Source organism: Nitrosopumilus sp. b2 (assembly GCF_014078535.1).
Taxonomy (GTDB): domain Archaea; phylum Thermoproteota; class Nitrososphaeria; order Nitrososphaerales; family Nitrosopumilaceae; genus Nitrosopumilus; species Nitrosopumilus piranensis.
On sequence record NZ_MU078702.1, the window covers coordinates 636,982 to 651,879 of the forward strand.

General features: G+C 34.1%; 18 protein-coding genes and 3 tRNA genes. 11 read left to right on the plus strand and 10 right to left on the minus strand.

Going from position 1 to position 14,898, the window contains the following annotated elements:
• Positions 1-22: 22 nt before the first annotated feature.
• Together C6989_RS03840 and C6989_RS03845 are read right to left on the minus strand one after the other, a co-directional pair.
• Positions 23-625 carry a hypothetical protein gene (locus C6989_RS03840; RefSeq protein ID WP_148702802.1) on the minus strand — a complete coding sequence of 201 codons (603 nt, stop codon included), beginning with the start codon at positions 623-625 and terminating at the stop codon, positions 23-25.
• Between the two features lie 51 nt (positions 626-676).
• Positions 677-1,522, minus strand: a complete 846-nt coding sequence (locus C6989_RS03845) for a ferredoxin--NADP reductase (RefSeq protein ID WP_148702803.1) — start codon at positions 1,520-1,522, stop codon at positions 677-679.
• 123 nt (positions 1,523-1,645) lie between these two features.
• On the opposite strand from C6989_RS03845, the gene C6989_RS03850 reads away from it, so the two are divergent.
• A tRNA-Ala gene (locus tag C6989_RS03850) sits at positions 1,646-1,719 on the plus strand.
• Here C6989_RS03850 and C6989_RS03855 read toward each other — a convergent pair.
• Positions 1,720-2,259: a HEAT repeat domain-containing protein gene (locus C6989_RS03855; RefSeq protein WP_148702804.1), complete on the minus strand. Its 540-nt coding sequence runs from the start codon at positions 2,257-2,259 to the stop codon at positions 1,720-1,722.
• Between the two features lie 115 nt (positions 2,260-2,374).
• On the opposite strand from C6989_RS03855, the gene C6989_RS03860 reads away from it, so the two are divergent.
• Entirely contained in the window at positions 2,375-2,662 is a 288-nt protein-coding gene (locus tag C6989_RS03860) for an AlbA family DNA/RNA-binding protein (protein WP_016939700.1), read from the plus strand.
• 25 nt (positions 2,663-2,687) lie between these two features.
• Here the strand turns inward: C6989_RS03860 and C6989_RS03865 are convergent, their stop codons facing one another.
• Positions 2,688-3,536: an isocitrate lyase/PEP mutase family protein gene (locus tag C6989_RS03865; RefSeq protein ID WP_148704105.1), complete on the minus strand. Its 849-nt coding sequence runs from the start codon at positions 3,534-3,536 to the stop codon at positions 2,688-2,690.
• Between the two features lie 288 nt (positions 3,537-3,824).
• A complete protein-coding gene (locus tag C6989_RS03870; RefSeq protein ID WP_182126390.1) occupies positions 3,825-4,334 on the minus strand; it encodes a PadR family transcriptional regulator in 510 nt (169 codons plus the stop codon).
• 94 nt (positions 4,335-4,428) lie between these two features.
• Between C6989_RS03870 and C6989_RS03875 the strand changes: the two genes are divergently transcribed.
• From C6989_RS03875 to C6989_RS03890, 4 genes are read left to right on the plus strand one after another with little or no spacing between them, the layout of a single operon-like run.
• On the plus strand, positions 4,429-6,141 hold the full coding sequence (locus C6989_RS03875) for a succinate dehydrogenase/fumarate reductase flavoprotein subunit (protein WP_182126391.1): 1,713 nt from the start codon (positions 4,429-4,431) through the stop codon (positions 6,139-6,141).
• Entirely contained in the window at positions 6,142-6,573 is a 432-nt protein-coding gene (locus tag C6989_RS03880) for a succinate dehydrogenase/fumarate reductase transmembrane subunit (RefSeq protein ID WP_148702806.1), read from the plus strand. It abuts the gene before it with no gap.
• Between the two features lies 1 nt (position 6,574).
• A complete protein-coding gene (locus C6989_RS03885) occupies positions 6,575-6,919 on the plus strand; it encodes a succinate dehydrogenase/fumarate reductase transmembrane subunit (protein ID WP_148702807.1) in 345 nt (114 codons plus the stop codon).
• A gap of 2 nt (positions 6,920-6,921) precedes the next feature.
• Positions 6,922-7,671 carry a succinate dehydrogenase/fumarate reductase iron-sulfur subunit gene (locus C6989_RS03890; protein WP_148702808.1) on the plus strand — a complete coding sequence of 250 codons (750 nt, stop codon included), beginning with the start codon at positions 6,922-6,924 and terminating at the stop codon, positions 7,669-7,671.
• Here C6989_RS03890 and C6989_RS03895 read toward each other — a convergent pair.
• Positions 7,668-7,991 (minus strand): metal-sulfur cluster assembly factor, encoded by a 324-nt coding sequence (locus tag C6989_RS03895; RefSeq protein ID WP_148702809.1) that lies wholly within the window; start codon positions 7,989-7,991, stop codon positions 7,668-7,670. The genes C6989_RS03890 and C6989_RS03895 overlap by 4 nt on opposite strands.
• 49 nt (positions 7,992-8,040) lie before the next feature.
• Here C6989_RS03895 and argH point away from each other — a divergent pair, with 49 nt between their 5' ends.
• Positions 8,041-9,501 (plus strand): argininosuccinate lyase, encoded by a 1,461-nt coding sequence (gene argH / locus C6989_RS03900; RefSeq protein ID WP_148702810.1) that lies wholly within the window; start codon positions 8,041-8,043, stop codon positions 9,499-9,501.
• Between the two features lie 16 nt (positions 9,502-9,517).
• Here argH and C6989_RS03905 read toward each other — a convergent pair.
• Positions 9,518-9,591 (minus strand) — tRNA-Lys (locus C6989_RS03905).
• 96 nt (positions 9,592-9,687) lie between these two features.
• On the opposite strand from C6989_RS03905, the gene C6989_RS03910 reads away from it, so the two are divergent.
• From C6989_RS03910 to C6989_RS03920, 3 genes are all read left to right on the plus strand, one after another.
• Positions 9,688-9,765: transfer RNA gene (locus C6989_RS03910), tRNA-Asp, on the plus strand.
• 136 nt (positions 9,766-9,901) lie between these two features.
• The gene (locus C6989_RS03915) at positions 9,902-10,615 is read left to right on the plus strand and encodes a hypothetical protein (RefSeq protein ID WP_148702811.1); all 714 of its coding nucleotides are present in this window, start codon (positions 9,902-9,904) and stop codon (positions 10,613-10,615) included.
• A gap of 12 nt (positions 10,616-10,627) precedes the next feature.
• On the plus strand, positions 10,628-11,704 hold the full coding sequence (locus tag C6989_RS03920; protein ID WP_148702812.1) for a glutamyl-tRNA reductase: 1,077 nt from the start codon (positions 10,628-10,630) through the stop codon (positions 11,702-11,704).
• A 6-nt stretch (positions 11,705-11,710) separates the two neighbouring features.
• On the opposite strand, the gene C6989_RS03925 is transcribed toward C6989_RS03920, so the two are convergent.
• From C6989_RS03925 to C6989_RS03935, 3 genes are all read right to left on the minus strand, one after another.
• Positions 11,711-11,878 (minus strand): DUF1059 domain-containing protein, encoded by a 168-nt coding sequence (locus tag C6989_RS03925; protein WP_014962534.1) that lies wholly within the window; start codon positions 11,876-11,878, stop codon positions 11,711-11,713.
• A gap of 91 nt (positions 11,879-11,969) precedes the next feature.
• A complete protein-coding gene (locus C6989_RS03930; protein WP_148702813.1) occupies positions 11,970-12,812 on the minus strand; it encodes an FAD-binding oxidoreductase in 843 nt (280 codons plus the stop codon).
• A gap of 83 nt (positions 12,813-12,895) precedes the next feature.
• On the minus strand, positions 12,896-13,696 hold the full coding sequence (locus C6989_RS03935) for an inositol monophosphatase family protein (RefSeq protein WP_148702814.1): 801 nt from the start codon (positions 13,694-13,696) through the stop codon (positions 12,896-12,898).
• 82 nt (positions 13,697-13,778) lie between these two features.
• On the opposite strand from C6989_RS03935, the gene C6989_RS10205 reads away from it, so the two are divergent.
• A complete protein-coding gene (locus tag C6989_RS10205) occupies positions 13,779-14,894 on the plus strand; it encodes a hypothetical protein (protein WP_255464629.1) in 1,116 nt (371 codons plus the stop codon).
• Positions 14,895-14,898 lie beyond the last annotated feature (4 nt).

Here is a 14,898-nt window from a genome sequence, read left to right on the forward strand (position 1 = left end):
TATACAGTGTATTAATCTCTATTTATTTTGACCAGCCTTCTTTTGGAAATTTCATTCCAGCAACTCGTGTAGTCATGTCTTCTGAATCTGCAAATTTTTCAACAGTTTTCCAATCATTCTCAATTACCTTGATTATGTTTTCAGGTACATCTTCTTTCCATGATGATTTTTTTCCAACAGCTGCATCATATAATTTTTCTTTAACTGATGCTGCGGAAAGTGATTTTCTCTCACCCACCTTTGGCTTTAACCTGTATATCTTCAACATGTATCCTTCTGTTTTGTCTCCAGTATATGAGAAAAAATTTCCTTCTACTCCGCGTAGAATTTGTTTTCTTAATTGCCATGATTTTGGTGATAATAATGGTGGCATGTACTTCTTAAATGGTGCAAAAAATGCATAATCATCTGTAATTTGAATAGAATCTCCAAATACTGATTCTAACATTTTTTTCCTAACTTCAAAATTAAATGGGAAACTTTTACTATTGATTTCTTTATCTCCATCTCTGAAAACAACAGGCATTACTTTGACAACATCTGCATCTTTTTTTAATTCCTCAATGATTTCTACATGAGCTTTTGTTACTGGATTTAAATGTGCAAGATAAAGTGCAGTAATCAATTAGATCACCTAAATGATTCTCATATTTCAATGATTGATTTTTTAAAAATTCTATCCGTATGATTCGTACTTGACTTCAAAACTTCCGTCTTCACGTTTATCATGTTCAGTAACAAAGCCTTTTGGCTTTAAGAAATCCATAACACCGTCAATGGTACCTTGCCAACCACAAACATAGAAAATTGTATTTTCTTTCGTAACCTTATCTCCAATCAATTCTTCTAATGGTGACATTCCATTATCTCTTGGTCTTAGAAATGTTTCAACTCTTCCAACTTGACCTGCCCATGATCTGTTAAACCATTCTTGAGGCCTACTGATTGCTGCTCTGTATTTGAAGTTCCATTCGTCTTTACCTCTTCTAATACTCTCATTTTCTAGTTCAGTTAACAGATCTTTGTAACTCAATTCATCCACATAACTGGCACCATGTAAAACAACAATTTCTCGTTTATCTCCTGAATCATGTAGATGTTGTGCAAAACTCACAAAAGGTGCAAGACCTGTTCCTCCTCCTATGCAGACAATTCTCCTATTGTCTTTTTCTCCGTTTGGAAGTTCTTCATTAATCAATAATGCTCTACCCGTTGGTTTTAGCCAAAGAATTTCATCTCCCTCTTTTGCATTAAACAATTGTGTGGTTAATCTTCCTGGAAGTGGTTTCCTAACCCATCTAATTACAAGCTCAATGTATTCCCTATTTTCTGGATGAGATGCAATCGAATATGCTCTTCTTACAATCTTTCCACCCTCTACCGGATTTGGTAATCCTAATGTAATGAATTGACCAGCTTTGTATTCTGGGACTGACCCCTCTTTTGGAACTAATCTAATAATTACTAGATCTTCTTTTAATAATTGAACATATGTGATAGTTGCTTTGTTATCTACTACCATAACGATTCAATCATAATATTGACGGTTAAATATATTGTGTTAATTTCATACATGTATTTTCTATCTGACCGCTAAACGTTAATAACCAATTTAAAAAATGTTAATGATTCGTAATCTGAATATGGGCCGGTCGTCTAGTCTGGTAGGATAGGTGCATGGCATGCATCGGATCAAGGGTTCAAATCCCTTCCGGTCCACTATTTCTTTTTTAATTCCAAAAGCATTTTTAATATTTCAGAATCTCCATCTTTGGAGATCTCATTAATTTTTTCTTCTGAAATTGATATTTTTAGATTAATTATTGCTTGTAATGCACTTTTTCTAACTTCAAGATTGTCATCTAGAACTGAATTTAGAAAAATTTCTTGGGCATCTTTGTATTTTAGATATCCTAGTGCGCCAATTGCACAAGATCTAACCATGGAACGTTCATCCTTTACAAGTTTTTTTATATTTGGAATTGCTGATGTTTCATTTCTATTTGCTAAAACTAAAGATACAAATCCTCGAATATTTTTACTGGATGAATTTAGACTTTTAATTAAAAAACCTGCTATCTTGTTTTTATTTAATACAAGCGAACTAAATGCTTCTCCTCTCACTTGAATATCGTCATCATCTAATTTTGAAATAATTTTCTCTAAAATTTTAGGATTGTCTGTTTCATTCAAAGTTTCTAAAATTTTGATTTTTTCTTTACTGCTCCCAGATTCTAAAACTTTTGAAATATTTTCCAAATTCGAAATAAAATCCTAGTTTCTAGTTAATAATAGTTCAAAATTTTCAAAAAAATTATCTTATACTGGAAAAAACACTTTTAGCTTTAAATTATCCTTAAATACCAAATTTTTCATGTCAACCGAAGCCAGAGACACCATATTCATTGGTAAGAAACCATTGATGGCATATGTTACATCAACGCTAATTCAATTGGCAAACTTACCATCCGTCAACATCAAAGCTAGAGGACTCAGCATAGGACGTGCTGTAGATGTAGCTCAAATCATTGCACGAAAAACTGAAAATGCAGGATACTCTATCGGAGAAATCAAAATAGGCTCAGAATCATTAGAGTCACAAGACGGCAGAACCCGAAACGTTTCAACCATAGAAATTGAAGTAAAGAGAAATCAGGCATAACTGACTTTACTTGTACTTTTTTATTTTATTCTCTTTTTGAAAATCCATACTTCTTTTCCATCTTTCTAAATTTAGAAAGTTCTACAAGTTCATTGAACTGATCAAAATTCACTACTTTGTTTTTATATTTTGAAGTCGTACCTGTCTTTTTTAATTCTTGAAGTATATTCATTGTAGCAAAAGTATTTGCAAACAATACTGATAATGGATACAAAATTATCTTAAATCCTATTTTGTGTAATTCTTGAGCAGAACTAATTGGGGTTGCTCCTCCTTCAATCATATTTGCAACTAATGGTGCATTTATTGATTTTCCAATCTTCTTCATCTCTTCAATAGATCTTGGTGCCTCCACAAATACAGCATCAGCTCCTGTTTTTTTATTTTGTAATCCTCTTTCTATTGCTGCATCAAGACCTTCTGTTGCTCTTGCATCTGTTCTTGCAACAATAATGAAATCTTTGTTTTCTCTTGCATCAATTGCAGCACTCAGTTTTTCTGTATATTCTTCTTGGGAGACAACTTCTTTTCCTTGCATATGTCCACATCTTTTTGGCCATCTTTGATCCTCTAGAAAAATCCCCGAGGCACCTGCAGATTCTAATTCTTTTACAAGCTTCCAAACACTAAGTGCATTTCCGTAACCTGTATCAGAATCTACTATTACTGGAACTTTGACTGCCCTGCAAATTCTTCTTGCGTTGTCAACTGTTTCTGTTGCTCCAATGAATCCGTAATCTGGCATTCCAAAAAGAGTTGCAGATGTCCCATATCCTGTTTGAAACATAACATCAAATCCTACTTTTTCAGCAATTTTTGCACCAATTGCATCATAGACTCCAGGAATGACTAAAGGCTTGTTATCTTTTAACATACTACGTAATTTTTTCATAAAGTTACTTTTTTTCTGAATTATTTATGATTTTAAGCAATTATCTCGTTAAACATTTTTTTACTCTTTTTTTGTTGTTATGCACTATTCTTATAAAATAATTCCTTTGGCATAACACAGTTGACATATTTTCTAAATTTCATTTATTTCTTTTATTTACATGAGTTTTTCTACAACTTGTAGTTTTTTCATTTTTGTATTTTATTATACTATATGCTGCTTTTGTGCCCATAATTGCTGATTTTTTAAAATAATTTATCGTTGTTAGATTTAGTCTATTTTGATTTTTTTACCTTTTTTTTCAACGTCTTTTGCATCAATTTTCTTTAACTCCTCTTGAAGAAATTTTCTATATTTCTCAGTCTCTTCATTAGTCATATTTGCAACATTTGAACTCAAAATGGCACCCATTGAAGATATTTTTTCAAGTAAATCCATTGCTACAAACCTTCCAACGTTTCCTAATCTAAAAAGAACATCTAATTGCTTTTTTATAATATCATTGACTTTATCTACATCTTGTGCAGTTTCAGCACCTCTCTTTGTTAATTGATATTTTCCATCTTTTGTCTCTTGAATTAGTCCTTCATCTAATAGTCTGCCTAACAATGGATAAATCAATCCAGGTGATGGCTTCCAAATTCCATTACTCTGTTCTACTGCATAATCTATGATTTCTTTTCCTGTATGTTCTTTTTTCTTAAGTAACTCTAGTATGAAATACCTTGAAAATCCTCTAGGAACTGAACTTCCTACTCTCTGAAACCATTCAGAAATCATCACTAGTGATATCACTAGTGATATATATGAATATTTTGATTCATGCCTGACAATTACTACATATTTATCCAGCCCTAAGCAAGTTTGTCTTAAAATGGTCGATTCAATTGAGTTTGATTTGATAATTTGTGGTTCTGGCTTAGCTGGTCTTAGAGCAGCAATTGCAGCTGCAAAAAAAGGACCGAATCTGAAAATCGGTATTGTATCAAAATTACAAGTAATGCGTTCTCATTCTGTTTCAGCAGAAGGTGGAACTGCTGCAGTAATTCAAGAAGATGCAGGGGATACAATTGAATCTCATGTTTATGATACTGTAAAGGGCAGTGACTTTCTTGCAGACCAAGATGTTGCAGAAAGACTTTGTGTTGAGATGCCCCAAGAAATTCATCAGTTGGACCATTGGGGTATGCCATGGTCTAGAAAAGAAGATGGAAGAATTGATCAAAGAAACTTTGGTGGTTATAGTTTTCCTAGAGCAACTTATGCATCAGACAAAGTTGGTTTCTTTGAAATGCAAACCTTGTATGACACTTGTCAGAAATTTGAAAATATTGAATATCTTAACGAATGGTTTGCAACATCAATTATTCATAATGGAAAAAAATTCATGGGTCTTACTGCAATTGAATTAGGTTCGGGAACATTTTACACAATTAAAGGAAAAGCTCTCATTATTGCAACTGGTGGTGCTGGAAGACTGTATAGTTTTTCAACCTATGCATTATCTTCAACTCCTGATGGCTTGGATATGGGATTACGTGCTGGCATGGCACTAAAAGATATGGAGTTTGTACAATTCCATCCTACTGGTATTTTACCATCTGGAATTTTAATTACTGAAGGTGCAAGAGGAGAAGGCGGTTATCTTCTTAACAACAAAGGTGAACGATTCATGAAAAATTATGCAGCTGAGAAGATGGAATTAGCTCCACGTGATATTGTTTCAAGATCAATAATGACGGAAATCAAAGAGGGCCGTGGATTCAAGCATGAAACTGGTGTTGATTGTATGAAACTTGATTTGCGACATATTGGTGATGAAAAGATCAAAGAGAAATTAGGTGGAATTAGAGAAATCTCCATCAAGTTTTCAGGACTTGATCCTGCTCAAGAATTACTTGACATTAGACCTGTATGTCATTACATGATGGGTGGACTCCATACTGATATTGATGGTGCAACAGAAATCCAAGGTGTTTGGGCGGCAGGTGAGGCTGCATGTAATAGTGTTCATGGATCAAATAGACTAGGTGCAAACTCTACCTCAGAATGTATAGTTTGGGGTAAAATCACAGGTGAATTGGCAGCTGAATATGCAATGAAAACTACTACTGCAGATCAATGGCCTCATCACTTGGTTGCAGCAGAAGAGAAGCGAATCTATGATGGAATCTTTAGGGGAAATGGAGATGCAAATCCATATGAAATTAGACAAGAATTAACTGATACAATGAATGAGAAAGCATACGTTTACAGAAACGAAACTGATCTTGTTGCAGGTCTTAAGAGAATACGTGAGCTTAAAGCACAGACTTGGAAACATGTTGATGATAAAGCAAAAGAGTACAACACAAACTTTTCAAATGTGATGGAACTTGATTCTATGTTCAGAGTAGCTGAGATTGTATTAATTGGTGCAATTAATAGAAAAGAATCTCGTGGTGCACATGCAAGAACTGACTATACTAAAAGAGACGATGCAAACTTTTTGCATCACACACTTGCCTATTATGATCCAAATGAACCCATCATGAAAACACATCCAGTAACAATCACTAAGTATCAGCCTGTGGAGAGAAAATACTAGATGACTCAAGACGAACACAAAGAAGGCATCAAAGGAATGGCCAATCCAAGTCGTTATGGAATTGAAAGAGTAGCCTATTGGCTAATGAGATTAAGCGGATTAGGATTGTTAGCATATTTTATCGGTCACATTTATGAAACTAGTAATATTCTACGGGGACGAGTAGGGTGGAATGAATTTCTAGAATTAACTCAAACTACTGAAGGACACATCTTATTGGCAATTGTGATTGCAATGTGTGTATTTCATACTGTTAATGGAATTAGAGTGATGTTAGGACATGGTGGGGTTGGTGTTGGAAAACCCGCAAGACCTGATTATCCATATGATCCAGCATCACAAAACTATAGACATAAGATAGGAATCTATTCTGCAATAATTCTTGCTGCTATTGCTATGATGTACGGATTGGCCGTAATGTTTGGTGAGTAAAATGAGAGAAAGTACAATAATGAAAATTCACTATGGAACTGCTTTGGCAGCAGTCGCCTTAGTGGCAGTCCACATATTGATGCGTATGACTATGGGCTTTGCTGACTCTTTAGAGTATGAAACAGTTCTTGCAAACTACAAATTCATTCCTTATGCAATAATGTTAGAATTAATACTAATCTTACTTTCTGTTCATGGATTTAATGGATTAAGAGTGATCTTATTGGAACTTAAACAAGGACCTGCGTATGAAAAAGCAGTTTCTTATGGCTGTCTTGCTGCAATGTTTGCCTTAATAGCATATGGTTCACGAACAATTATTATGACTAACATGGGGATGGTGTAGAGATGGCACAAGTTTCTAGTATTGCAGATGAACAATCATCAAAATCAATCACTCTTAGAATTGCAAGATTTAATCCTGAAAAAGACACTAAAAAACAATTCATGGAATTTACTGTTCCCTATGAAAAATGGACTACCGTGCTTGAAGCAATTCTTGATGTAAAGAAACACTTTGACCATTCAGTTGCAGTTCGCTATTCATGTAGACAGGCAACATGTGGTTCGTGTGGAATGATAATTAATGGAAAACCAAGACTTGCTTGTTTTACAAAAATCAGTGAACTTGATTCAAATGTAATAACAGTTGAACCCATGAACAACTTTCCAATTATTCGTGATTTAGCTGTCAAATTTGAAAGACTGTTTGACACTCATCATAAAATCAAACCTTACTTGGATAGAGATGATACTGAATTAGAATCTGATGCAAAAGAATTCATGCAATCTCCTGAAGAATTAGAACAATACATCCAGTTTGCAAACTGTATCAAATGTGGTTTGTGTAATTCAGCATGTCCTACTATGGCTACTGACTCTTCATTTGTTGGTCCACAAGCACTTGCTCAGGCATATCGATATGTGGCAGATAGTAGAGATAAAGGAAAAGACTCTAGACTAAAAATTATTGATGACTCTCATGGAATTTGGAGATGTCATTTTGCTGGCTCTTGTAGTCAGGTATGTCCAAAAGGTGTTGACCCCGCAATGGGAATTCAGCTTCTTAGAGGATACATGCTTGGCTTTAGAAGTTAATCCTGTTTTTTTGGATTTGGGCTATTATTTACTTGATTGTTAATCTGTTCGGCCATAAAGTGATTTGAGACATTTACTTTAACATCCTCAACGCCATCTACTTTCAAAAGATTGTCATGTATGTCTTGACAAATTTTAAAACCAAATACTGCTGGACAGAATGGACTTGTTAAATGCAAATCAACTTTTACATTACTATCATTGATATCAACCTCATCAATTAATTCCAGCTCAACAATTGATGTGTTGATTTCTGGATCTACAATCTTTGATAACTCATCGAATAGTTTTACCCTAAGCTGTTTGATGTCTTGACTCATGTGGGCAAAAGCGTCGATGCTATATATAACCATTCTAGAACCTTAGGTAATGTATCGTTCACGTCTTGGTAATGATTTGAGTGATATTACTTTAGATTATGTATCCTCAATTGATGATGACTCTGCAATTGCTTTCTATGATATTCTTGGAAGTCAAGCTCATACATTGATGCTATACCAACAAAAGATTATCACAAAAAATGATGCAAAAAAAATACTATCTTCTCTAGAGAGTTTAAAGGATGAAACATTTGATTCCTCATCAGGCGCAGAAGACATTCATGAGTTAATCGAAGCATTGGTAATCAAAAGAGCTGGAATGACAAGCGGAGGTAAAATGCATACTGCAAGATCCAGAAATGATCAAGTTGTTTTGGATATTAGAATGAAGATCAGAGATGATATCAATATTATCTGTAATTGTCTCTTGGATACAATCGAGGCTCTTGTTTCTGTGGCTAAAAATCATCAAAAAACTATCATGCCACTTTATACTCATCTTCAACAAGCTCAAGCAGGTCTATTTTCTCATTATCTTCTTGCACATGCAGATGTTTTATCAAGAGATTTTCAGAGACTATACGGAACTTTTGAAAGAATAAATCAAAGCCCTCTTGGTGCTGGTCCTGTTGGCGGAACTAGTATTCCAATTGATAGACACAGTACTGCCAAGATGTTGGGATTTGATGATATAGTTGAAAATTCAATTGATGCGACCAGCACACGTGATTTTGTAGCAGAATACGTTTCAATGATTTCGATTTTGATGACTAATCTAAGCAAAATTGCTGAAGACTTTGTAATATGGTCAACAACTGAATTTTCTTTTATTGAACTATCTGATGAATTTACATCTCCTTCAAGTGTAATGCCTCAAAAGAAAAACCCTGATATTTTAGAATTAACTCGTGGAAAAACAGCTGAAGTGATTGGAAATCTTACAGCAATTTTATCTACAATCAAGGGATTAGCTTCTGGTTATGGACGTGACTTGCAACAAATAAAATCTTCCATATGGTCAACATCAAAAATTTCAATTAATGCTCTGCTAATTTTAAAATCAATGCTTCTAACTTTGAAAGTTAATGAAAAACAAATGAAGAAAGTAACCGAATCAAGTAATCTTATTGCTCTAGATATTGCAGAAAAATTAGTTCAAGAAGGTATTCCATTCCGTGTAACTCATAAAATCGCTGGTTCATTGGTCCAATTGGCACATGCCTCAAAAAAATCACTTTCAAAATTAACTCCATCTGACATAAAAAAATCTGTGGCTGATACAAAAGTTGATCCCAAACTAGTTTCAAAAATAATCTCTTCTACAACTGTTGTTTCATCACTAAGGGATAGAAAATCTTATGGTTCTTCAGGCTATGATGAACAAAAAAGAATGATTTCTGATAGAATTAAAAAAATTAATGATTTTAGAACTGATATTACTTTTAGAGAAAATAAAATTAACTCTTCTCTTGAAGACTTGAAAAAACAAATAGATGAAATTATTCGATAATAAAAAAGAAAAGTAGCGGGTCTAAAGGGATTCGGACCCTTGACAACCGGATTAAAAGTCCGGTGCGCTACCTGGCTGCGCCATAGACCCTCACGAAAAATGCTTTACGTGTATAATTTAGTCTTTTACAAAATTTATTGTTGTGACAGAAACTTTTAATCTGGCAATTTGATTCAAAGAACTTGTGCCCTTGTAGTATAGCCCGGTCTAGAATTCGGCCCTGTCACGGCTGAGACGCGTGTTCAAATCCCGCCGAGGGCGCCATTATTTCATTTATTCATTTGAAAATCATTTTACAACCGATCAAATTTGTATTTTGACACTTTGTTGTTCTAAAAGTAATAATTTGCAGTCATTATCACAAGAATATTAAAATTCAGGCAAATTTGTGATTATTTTGTTGTCTGAAGAGAAAAAAGAATCTGAAGTAGAATCAAAAACTACGGAAGATTCTGCATCTAAGCCATCTGCTGAAGACACTGCAAAAACAAAAGCGGCAAAAGAAGCTGAAGAAGCAAAACAAGCAGCTGATGCAATTGCAAAGGCTGAAGCTGCTGCAAAAGCAGCTGAAGAAGCTGAGATTGCAGCCAAAGAAGCTCTGGCAAGAGCAGAAGCCGCAAAAGCTGAAGCTGAAGCTGCAGCAGAAGAAGAATACAAAGCAATTGCTGCTGAAATAAAAGCAGACGCAGCAAAAGCACCTGATTATACGTTTAAGCGACAAGGGGAAGAAATCTTTCGCCGTGAAATGGGCGAACCCGAATTTTGGTTACAAAAAGAGGAACGTTTTCCACGACCTATTCTTACTGCGGAACAACAAGAATCTCTTACATTACAAGCAGAAACTCCTCACGATCAAACACCTAGATATGTTCCTGAACATGTTCTGAGTCCCGAATTTGAAGGAGTCTCAAATTATGAAAGAGGTGTGGATGAAATTTTAGAAGTTGCAAAACTAAAACTTGAGACACTAAAGAATAATCCTGATGCAACTAAAAAAGAAATTAAAGATGCAGAAGATGAAATTACTTACTTAGAATCCTTACATGAAAATTACTTTATTGGCATGAATGTATTTAGAACAGCTAGGGGCGGTAGAGACAAGCTCAAAAAATGAGGATGATGTGGTTTGGGTAATGTAAGCTTTGATGTAGTGAATACAAGAGTAACTTTCAAAAATGTTCCAATTCATTCTTTATCTAAATTTGCATTCAAAGATGTAGGTGCAGCATGTGAGGAATTCAAAAAGATTCCAGGTGTTGATGAATGTATTATAATTCAGACTGCAAGTAGAGTTGAAATTTTTACTGTAAGTAATGTTGAAGATGAAGATTCACCTGATGCAAGAAGAGATGAAGCAAAAGGTCTTGTCTTAAATAAAATTAAAGACACTTGGGTTTCATTATCTGCATTAGAACAGATAGACATTGATCATTTTGATCAAACAATTGAAGTGTACAAGGGAAATGATGTTTATCTTCATCTGTTACGTTTAGCTGCAGGACTTGACTCATTTGTTGTAGGAAAAAGAGAAGTTTTTGATGAAATTATTCAGTCCTTAGATAAAGCAAAAGAAGCAGGAACTTCAGGTAAAATACTCAACAAATTATTTGAAAGTGTTATTAGATTAGCCACAAAAATGAGAGATGCTACTGGAATCGAAAAAGATGTGGTCTCACTTGGTGATATAGCAGTAAAATTAGTTGATGAAAAAGCTGGTTTAGATTCAAAAAAGAAAGTATTGCTCTTGGGAACTGGCGAGTCTGCAGCTCAAGTTGCAAAAACTCTCAACAAGAAAAAAGTTGCATATGATGTTGCAAGTAGAACTATTGATAGGGCTACTGGCTTCTCAACAATTGTAGGTGGAACTCCTGTAAACTTTGAAGATGCATTATCTGGTTTGGATAAATATGATATAGTATTTGTTGCAACCACAGCTGACTATTTCATTATCACTCATGAAAGAATCCGATTAGTCATGGAAGAGAAGAAGAAAGGTACTCTGATCATGGATATTTCTGAACCAAGAGCTGTCAATGAGGATATTACAACTCTTCCAGGAATCAAATTGTTATTCAAAGACCAAATTGCAGAAATCTTTGATGAAAGTGTCAAAGCTAGGAAAGGTATTGTTCCGGCCGTTGAAAAAATTATAGATAAAGAATTACCTGTATTGTCAATGAGAATGCAAAAATTAGAAAATTAATTTTTTTTAAAGTCCTTGTTTTCTTAGTAGAAATTGCATAATTGCTTCTTTAGAATAATCAATCCCATGTTCCTCATCCGTGTGATTTCTAAAATTCTCAATCACTTCTTCCATATCGCCACTAGCTACAAAATCACATTCAAAACCGTAATCCCTACATTTTAGTTCTGCCATGCTTTTGAAAAATACTATCAATATAAAAATCCACAGGTAGTAATAACTGGAAAATTACAGATGCCAAAAATAAAAATTAACTCCTTTTTATTTATCCGTATGATTCAAATTTGATTCCAAAACTACCATCAGGCTTCTTTTCATGTTCTGTAACAAAGCCTTGTGGACCTAGGGAATCAATTACACCGTCAATAGTTCCTTGATAACCACAAATATAGATAATTGTATTTTCTGGCGTAATCTTTTCTCCTACCATCTCCTCTACGGGTGATAATCCTGTCTTTTTGTTAGGTGCAAAAAATGATTCGACTCTACCTGTATGACCATTCCAAGATCTATTGAAGAATTCTTTTGGTCTGCTGATTGCTGCTCTGTATCTGAAATTCCATTGATCTCTTCCTCCTCTTTCACTTTCCAATTCTAAATCTGTAAAGAGACGTTTGTAGCTTAATTCATCAACATAACTAGCACCATGTAAAACAACAATTTCTCTTTTATCGTTTGTATCATGGAAATGCTTTGCAAATGCAACAAAGGGTGCAATACCTGTTCCACCGCCCACACAAATTATTCTTCTTTTGTCTTCTTGTCCATTTGGAAGTATGTCGCTAATTTGTAATGCGGTTCCAGTAGGATCACCTAACCAAACTTCATCACCTACACTTGCATAGAACAATTCTGTAGTTACTCTACCTGGTAGTGGTTTTCTTACCCATCTAATTACAAATTCAAAATATTCCCTATTTTCTGGATGAGATGCAATCGAATATGCTCTTCTTACAATCTTTTTTTCTGATGGAATTGGAACACCTATTGTCAAAAATTGACCTGTTTTGTATTCAGGCATTCCTCCTTCTGGAAGTAATCTAATAATTACAAGATCTTCTTTTAATAATTCTCTGTAAACAACTTTTGCCTTTGTTTCACTAACCATACAACAAGTTTTTTCGTGACTTTGGATAAATATATTTCTGTTATATCTGTGGAAAATTAATTTCCTAACGTAAATCTGAAAATCTATTTGTTGATCTGAGACATTATTTCATCAAGAATTTTCTGATTTGCAGCTGCAATAAAAGAAACTCTTGTATCATAGCTTAGATCTGCATCAAGAGGATTCAAATTTTCATCTAAAAGTAGTCCTCCTGCTTCTTTAACAATTAGATAACCTGCTGCAATATCTTGAATTCTAATTTTATCTCGTAAATCAATAAAAATATCCATCAACCCTCTTGCAAACAATGCCATTTCTAGGGCGTTTGCACCAAAATGTCTAGTGTGATTATGGTTCTCAAATATGGGATATAGTTTCTTCATTAGTTCTGTAGTTGCACCTGATGTATTGATCCCAACAATTTTGTAAATTGGATCTTTATTGTGCACTTTGATTTGTTCCTCATTAAAAAATGAACCCTTGTTTTTTGATGCCCAATACATTTCACCATTATTCAGATTTGTGATTACTCCATCTGTAATGGAACTAAGTTTGTTCTCTGTTGCAAAAGCTAATGAACTACAAAAGAAAGGAACCCCTCTAACTGCATTTGCAGAACCATCAATTGCATCCATTATTACAAAACCTTTTGGGTTTTCTGATAACTCCACTCTACCACATTCCTCCCCTAAAACCACACATGGAAAATTGACTTCCTTAAGATAATCAAGAACTGTTTTTTCTGCAATGATGTCTATGTTTCTAGAAATATCTCCACCTGCACCTCTTCCAAAATCACCTGCAGCATGTTCAGTTCCTGCAAGATCTTTTACGTTTTCATAAATTCTTTTTGAAACTTCACGAAGAATATCAATTACTTCCATAATGAAATATACTTGGTTCGTAATTTAAGTGAAGAAAATATTTCTCTTGAAAGCATAAATAACAATACGGGAGCTAAAGTTTGTGAGTGGGAAAGATCAATCTGTTGTTAGCAAAGAAGCTTTGATGAGTACGAAACCTGGAAAACAAATTATGAAACAAGGTTTATTCAAATCAAAAGGTTACAAATTATTTAATAAATACAAAGAAGAAACAGAAAACGAATTTCCAAATTTTGCTGAGAGATTTGCTAAATGTCTTTTAAATGAAATTAAATCTGACAATGATCCTAACTCTACACAACAAGCCTTTGCAGATGAAGTAGGTTCAACTGAAATTATTCTAAATGCTTCTGAAATTGAGCCTATAAAATCAAAACTTGAAAGTCCTGATGTGTTAAAAGATAGGGTACTTCGAATTTTGAATTCTAATTTTGTCAAAATGACATTTCCTGTTTTTAATGCCCTCTTTGATGGTGCTGCAGAATATACTGGTAGAAATGATCCACAACTACGACAAGATATAGTTGAAGGTCACATATTGGCAATTGATCTTAGTGAACCAATGGATCGAATTGTAGATAAAGATGAAGACTTGGAGTATCTTGATGATTACAAATTAATGAATCCATACATCTTGAAATTAGCTCGTGAAAAAATTTCAAAAGGCGGTGATGAGGTTTTAAAAGAATTTGAAGAAGGTTTCAAGGATGCAAGAGTCGGACAATATCTTGATGAAAAACTAAAATCAAAACCAACAAAAATTACTGAAGAAGAAATGACACTTTCTTACAAAAAATATCGTGCAGTAATGGGAACTGCGGGAAGAAATATGGCATTAGCTGAAAGACCTCTTGGAGAAGTTTTCTATTTGGGAATGGCAAGAGCTGCTGAAGGTGTTGGATGTGGAAATGAAATTGAGGATTCTATTAAAAATGGATTTGTAAAAATTCCCTCATGGCCACTTTACTATTCATTATTAGCAAATGATGTCAAAAAAGGATTTGAAATTACTTTGGAGAAGAGTAATTTGTATTTACAAGATGCAAGACTTGCAATAGAATTACTTCCAGAAGAGTTTTCTCACAAAGAATTTTTAGAATTTCTGTTCTTAACTGTAGATCATTATAATCAATATTGGTATAACCAACTACAAAAGGCCAATAAATGGTCTGAATTTGAATCAAAACTCCCCAAGTGATAGC

Coding starts and splice junctions, on each gene's coding strand:
- C6989_RS03845 (WP_148702803.1), bottom strand. CDS start 1,522: ATGGTAGTAGATAACAAAGCAACTATCACATATGTTCAATTATTAAAA.
- C6989_RS03860 (WP_016939700.1), top strand. CDS start 2,375: ATGTCAACCGAAGCCAGAGACACCATATTCATTGGTAAGAAACCATTG.
- C6989_RS03865 (WP_148704105.1), bottom strand. CDS start 3,536: ATGTTAAAAGATAACAAGCCTTTAGTCATTCCTGGAGTCTATGATGCA.
- C6989_RS03870 (WP_182126390.1), bottom strand. CDS start 4,334: ATGATTTCTGAATGGTTTCAGAGAGTAGGAAGTTCAGTTCCTAGAGGA.
- C6989_RS03875 (WP_182126391.1), top strand. CDS start 4,429: ATGGTCGATTCAATTGAGTTTGATTTGATAATTTGTGGTTCTGGCTTA.
- C6989_RS03880 (WP_148702806.1), top strand. CDS start 6,142: ATGACTCAAGACGAACACAAAGAAGGCATCAAAGGAATGGCCAATCCA.
- C6989_RS03885 (WP_148702807.1), top strand. CDS start 6,575: ATGAGAGAAAGTACAATAATGAAAATTCACTATGGAACTGCTTTGGCA.
- C6989_RS03890 (WP_148702808.1), top strand. CDS start 6,922: ATGGCACAAGTTTCTAGTATTGCAGATGAACAATCATCAAAATCAATC.
- C6989_RS03895 (WP_148702809.1), bottom strand. CDS start 7,991: ATGAGTCAAGACATCAAACAGCTTAGGGTAAAACTATTCGATGAGTTA.
- argH (WP_148702810.1), top strand. CDS start 8,041: ATGTATCGTTCACGTCTTGGTAATGATTTGAGTGATATTACTTTAGAT.
- C6989_RS03925 (WP_014962534.1), bottom strand. CDS start 11,878: ATGGCAGAACTAAAATGTAGGGATTACGGTTTTGAATGTGATTTTGTA.
- C6989_RS03930 (WP_148702813.1), bottom strand. CDS start 12,812: ATGGTTAGTGAAACAAAGGCAAAAGTTGTTTACAGAGAATTATTAAAA.
- C6989_RS03935 (WP_148702814.1), bottom strand. CDS start 13,696: ATGGAAGTAATTGATATTCTTCGTGAAGTTTCAAAAAGAATTTATGAA.